The organism is Acidovorax sp. KPB24-03 (assembly GCF_057546605.1).
In genome coordinates this window covers 1-4,403 of the sequence record NZ_BAAJYR010000292.1, presented here as the reverse complement: position 1 = coordinate 4,403, position 4,403 = coordinate 1, and the positions used below count along the sequence as shown (strand labels likewise).

Here is a 4,403-nt window from a genome sequence, read left to right as displayed (position 1 = left end):
GCGCGCAGCTGGCGCAGGTGCGCATCGTGCGCGACGTGTATCCGCCGCGCATCGACCTGGAGTTCCAGCGGACGGCGGCCGATGGCCGCGTGCTGCAGTCCGGTCGCCGCGAGCTGCGCGATCCGTCGTTCCTGTCCCGCGCGGGGCGGGGCGGCAGCGATCCGATGCGGTATGAAAAGGCACTGCTTGACGACTGGGTGCGCCAGGACATCGGAGCGCCTTCGCCGCAGTGATGCGGCGAAGGCGGCACCCCGTGGCGCTGCCTTCGCCGCCTGCGCGGGTCAGCGGCCGGGCCCGACGACCGCCGGGTCCTTCAGTGCCGTGTTGATCCGGTCGATGTAGGCGCTGGCGTTGGCATTGCCCGGGTCGGGGTTGCCCGACACGTAGTACGCCAGCCCCTGCTGCAGGCCGCCGTGGTCGGCCACGCGCTGGGCCAGGTTGGACGCCGCCATGCGCAACTGCGTCGTCACGCTGCCCTGGTATTGCTCGGTGGAGACCTTCTGGCCGCCGACCCGTTCGTTGCCGGGGCCGCCGTCCGCCCATTCGCGGCCGTCCAGGAACTTGCGGGAAATCTGCCCCAGGCCGATGGAGGTGTTGTTCTCGCCGGCACGGCCCAGGTCGCCTTCCAGCTTCATGGCGCCCTGAAAGCCCTTGGAGAAGGCGTTGGATTCCACCTCCAGCTGGGCGCGGAACACGTTGGGGTCGAGGCCGTATTCCCTGGCCGTGGCATCGGCCGCCTTGCCGAAGTCCGCCTGGGTCTGGATCTGCGCGTCCTTTTGCGACTCGTCGCCGCGCAGCACCGGCTCGAATTTCGGGTAGACCTTGCCCGCACCTTCCGCCACGCTCTGCGTGCCGAAGTCGTTGCCTGCCGTGCCGCTGCCGGGAATGGCCGGGCTGGTAGAGGGCGCTCGTGCCGGGACCGTGTCGGCGGTGCCGTCGTGCGTTGGCGTGGGAGCCGGAGCGCCCGAGGGGGGGCTGGCCGGACCGGCGGACGGGTTGGGTGCCGGGCCAGGTGATGGACTGGGTGACGCGCTGGGGGGGGCGCTGGGGGGTACGCTCGCGGGGCTGGAAGCCGGGGTGCCGCCGGGCTGGCTGGACGGCGCGTCGTCTTTCTTGCCCAGCTTCTCCAGCAGGCTGACGAGCAGCATTTCCAGGACCTTTTTGATGAGATCCTGCTGCAGGGTGGTGCTCTGGCCGCCCTGGAGCCAGGCGTTGGGCTGCGTGTGGGAGATGGACTGGATCGGCATGGACATGCCTCGCAACAATGGAGAGACTTTCACTGTTGCGGCAGTCCCAGGGATTGCGCACGCGCACCCGAAGCGCTGCACCGGCGAACGAAACGCGGCGCAGGCTGCCGTAGGCGCGCTACCATCGCGCCGCCCCCACTCCAAGGAACGCCACATGACCACCGAAGCCCTGCTGGCCTATGCCCATTTCCTGGCCATTCTCACCATGGTCACCTTCCTGGCCAGCGAAGCCGCGCTGTGCCGCCCGGCCTGGCTGAACGCGGCCGCGGTGGAGCGGCTGGCGCAACTGGACCGGTTCTATGGCATCGCGGCCCTGGCCGTGCTGGCCACGGGGCTGGCCCGCGTCGGCTGGGGCATCAAGGGCGCGCAGTGGTATGGAATGCAGCCGCTGCTGCATGTGAAGGTGGGGCTCTTCGTAGTGGTCGGGCTGATCTCCATCGCGCCCACCCTGCGGTTCCTGCGCTGGCGCAAGGCCCTGCGCGCCACGGGCGCGCTGCCGGACGAGGCGGCGATCCGCAGCACCCGGCGCCTGGTCATGATCGAGGCGCACCTGCTGGTGCTGATTCCGCTGGCGGCCACGTTCCTCGCGCGGGGCGTCGGCACCCGCTGAACGCGCCGCGCCCAGCAAAAAGCCCCGCAGTGCGGGGCTTTTTGACGAAAGGCGGGCCGGTGGCCGGATCAGGCGGCGGGCTTGTTGCTCAGGCACTGCTTCATGAAGGCCTTGCGCTCGTCGCCCTTGAGCGCCTTGGTCTTGGCGTCGGCGTTGCAGGTGGTCATCTTGCCCTGCTGGGCGGCCTGCTTGTCGGCGCTCAGGCAGTCCTTCATGAAGGCCTTGCGTTCGTCGCCCTTGAGCGCCTTGGTCTTGGCATCGGCGTTGCAGGTGGCCATCTTGCTCTGTTGAGCGGTGGGGGCCTTGGCCGGCGCGGAGGCGGCGGCTGCGGGGGCATCGGCGGCATGCGCCGTGGCGAAGGAGAGGGCGAGGCCGGCGGCGGCCACCACGGAGAGCAGATTCTTCATGTCGTGTTCCTGCAAAAAGTGGATAGGAAGCCCCCCGTCGACGCGCACCCCGCGAGGCTGTTCAGCATAACGTCATGGCCGAAAGTTTGGATGACGGGCGGCCCGTAGAATCGCCGCATGCTCTCCGTCAAACAGGAATTGCTCGCGGCGCTCGCCGGCGAGCTGGAAAAATTGTCGCCCGGCGCTGCCGGGCGTGCTGCTTTTGAATTCCCCAAGGTGGCGGCGCACGGCGATTTCGCCTGCACCGCCGCCATGCAGCTGGCCAAGGCCGCCAGGCAGAACCCCCGGCAACTGGCCGAAACGCTGCGCGAGGCCCTGCTGGCCACGCCGGCCTTCGGCCGCTGGGCCGAGGCGCTGGAGATCGCGGGCCCCGGCTTCATCAACATCCGCCTGAAGCCCGCCGCCAAGCAGGAAGTGGTGCGCGAGGTGCTGGCCGCCGGCGAGCGCTTCGGGCAACAGCCGGACAACGGCCGGAAGGTGCTGGTCGAGTTCGTCTCGGCCAACCCCACGGGCCCGCTGCACGTGGGCCACGGCCGCCAGGCGGCCCTGGGCGATGCGATCTGCAACCTCTTCGCCACGCAGGGCTGGAAGGTACACCGCGAGTACTACTACAACGATGCAGGCGTGCAGATCCATACGCTCACGCACAGCACGCAGCTGCGCGCCAAGGGCTTCAAACCCGGCGACGACTGCTGGCCCACCGACCCCGAGAATCCCGCCAGCAAGGGGTTCTACAACGGCGACTACATCCAGGACATCGCCAACGACTTCCTCGCGAAGAAGACGGTGCAGGCCACCGACCGCGCCTTCACGGCCAGCGGCGACGTGGAGGATGTGGAGTCCATCCGCAACTTCGCGGTGGCCTACCTGCGCCACGAGCAGGACAAGGACCTGCAGGCCTTCAACCTGAAGTTCGACGAGTACTACCTGGAGTCGAGCCTGTACACCAGCGGCCGCGTCGAGGCCACGGTGAACCGGCTGGTCGCCAACGGCAAGACCTACGAGCAGGACGGCGCGCTGTGGCTCCAATCCACCGACTACGGTGACGACAAGGACCGCGTGATGCGCAAGAAGGACGGCTCGTACACGTACTTCGTGCCCGACGTGGCCTACCACATCTCCAAATGGGAGCGCGGCTACACCAAGGTCGTTAACATCCAGGGCACGGACCACCACGGCACCATCGCCCGCGTGCGCGCCGGCCTGCAGGCCGCCGACGTGGGCATTCCGCAGGGCTACCCCGACTACGTGCTGCACACCATGGTGCGCGTGGTCAAGGGCGGCGAAGAGGTCAAGATCAGCAAGCGCGCCGGCAGCTACGTGACGCTGCGCGACCTGATCGAGTGGACCAGCAAGGATGCCGTGCGCTTTTTCCTGCTGAGCCGCAAGCCCGACACCGAATACACCTTCGACGTCGATCTGGCCGTGGCGCAGAACAACGACAACCCGGTGTACTACGTGCAGTACGCGCATGCGCGCATCTGCTCCGTGCTGCGCAGCTGGGCCGAGCAGGGCGGCGGCGATGTGGCGTCCCTCCAGGGCGTGGACCTGTCCGCGCTCGAAGGCCCGCAGGCCCAGGCGCTGATGCTGCAATTGGCCAAATACCCCGAAATGCTCACCGCCGCGACCGAAGGCGAGGCGCCGCACGACGTCACTTTCTACCTGCGCGACCTGGCCGCGAGCTACCACAGCTACTACGACGCCGAGCGCATCCTGGTGGACGACGAAGCCGTCAAGCGCGCGCGCCTGGCGCTCGTCGCCGCCACCGCACAGGTATTGCACAATGGCCTGGCCGTGCTGGGCGTATCGGCGCCAGCCAGAATGTGAGTGTTTACGGATATGACAAAACAGCAACGTGGGGGCACCGCCATCGGCTTCATCCTCGGGGTGGTCGTAGGCCTGGGGGCGGCGCTGGGCGTGGCCGTGTATGTGACCAAGGTGCCGGTGCCCTTCCTCAACAAGGGCGGTGCGCGCAATGCCGACCAGGACGCCGCCGAATCCCAGAAGAACAAGAACTGGGACCCGAATTCGCCGCTGTACGGCAAGAACCCGGCGCGCCCGCCCGTGCCCGCCAGCTCGACGCCCGCGGTGGCCGGTGTCGCACCGGCCCCTGCGAGCAACGCTTCGGTGCCCGCCGCC

General features: G+C 68.5%; 5 protein-coding genes and 1 pseudogene. 4 read left to right on the top strand and 2 right to left on the bottom strand.

The window, feature by feature from the left end; genetic code table 11:
- A partial coding sequence (locus tag AC27KI_RS19425; RefSeq protein ID WP_487090454.1) for a DUF3016 domain-containing protein occupies positions 1-233 on the top strand: 233 nt, incomplete at its 5' end.
- Positions 234-281: 48 nt separating this feature from the next.
- Here AC27KI_RS19425 and AC27KI_RS19420 read toward each other — a convergent pair.
- Positions 282-1,253: an FmdB family transcriptional regulator gene (locus tag AC27KI_RS19420; protein WP_487115338.1), complete on the bottom strand. Its 972-nt coding sequence runs from the start codon at positions 1,251-1,253 to the stop codon at positions 282-284.
- A gap of 148 nt (positions 1,254-1,401) precedes the next feature.
- Between AC27KI_RS19420 and AC27KI_RS19415 the strand changes: the two genes are divergently transcribed.
- Positions 1,402-1,857 carry a DUF2214 family protein gene (locus AC27KI_RS19415; RefSeq protein WP_284394754.1) on the top strand — a complete coding sequence of 152 codons (456 nt, stop codon included), beginning with the start codon at positions 1,402-1,404 and terminating at the stop codon, positions 1,855-1,857.
- Between the two features lie 68 nt (positions 1,858-1,925).
- On the opposite strand, the gene AC27KI_RS19410 is transcribed toward AC27KI_RS19415, so the two are convergent.
- Positions 1,926-2,264: a PsiF family protein gene (locus AC27KI_RS19410; RefSeq protein WP_284406653.1), complete on the bottom strand. Its 339-nt coding sequence runs from the start codon at positions 2,262-2,264 to the stop codon at positions 1,926-1,928.
- Between the two features lie 117 nt (positions 2,265-2,381).
- Between AC27KI_RS19410 and argS the strand changes: the two genes are divergently transcribed.
- Both argS and AC27KI_RS19400 read left to right on the top strand, forming a co-directional pair.
- Positions 2,382-4,091, top strand: coding sequence for an arginine--tRNA ligase (gene argS / locus AC27KI_RS19405; RefSeq protein WP_487115336.1), 1,710 nt, complete (start codon positions 2,382-2,384; stop codon positions 4,089-4,091).
- 12 nt (positions 4,092-4,103) lie between these two features.
- A pseudogene (locus AC27KI_RS19400) lies at positions 4,104-4,403 on the top strand (SPOR domain-containing protein); the annotation flags it as partial.

What these genes read in the sequence shown, in the direction of transcription:
- argS (WP_487115336.1), top strand. Translation starts at nt 2,382, where the DNA reads ATGCTCTCCGTCAAACAGGAATTGCTCGCGGCGCTCGCCGGCGAGCTG.
- AC27KI_RS19420 (WP_487115338.1), bottom strand. Translation starts at nt 1,253, where the DNA reads ATGTCCATGCCGATCCAGTCCATCTCCCACACGCAGCCCAACGCCTGG.
- AC27KI_RS19410 (WP_284406653.1), bottom strand. Translation starts at nt 2,264, where the DNA reads ATGAAGAATCTGCTCTCCGTGGTGGCCGCCGCCGGCCTCGCCCTCTCC.
- AC27KI_RS19415 (WP_284394754.1), top strand. Translation starts at nt 1,402, where the DNA reads ATGACCACCGAAGCCCTGCTGGCCTATGCCCATTTCCTGGCCATTCTC.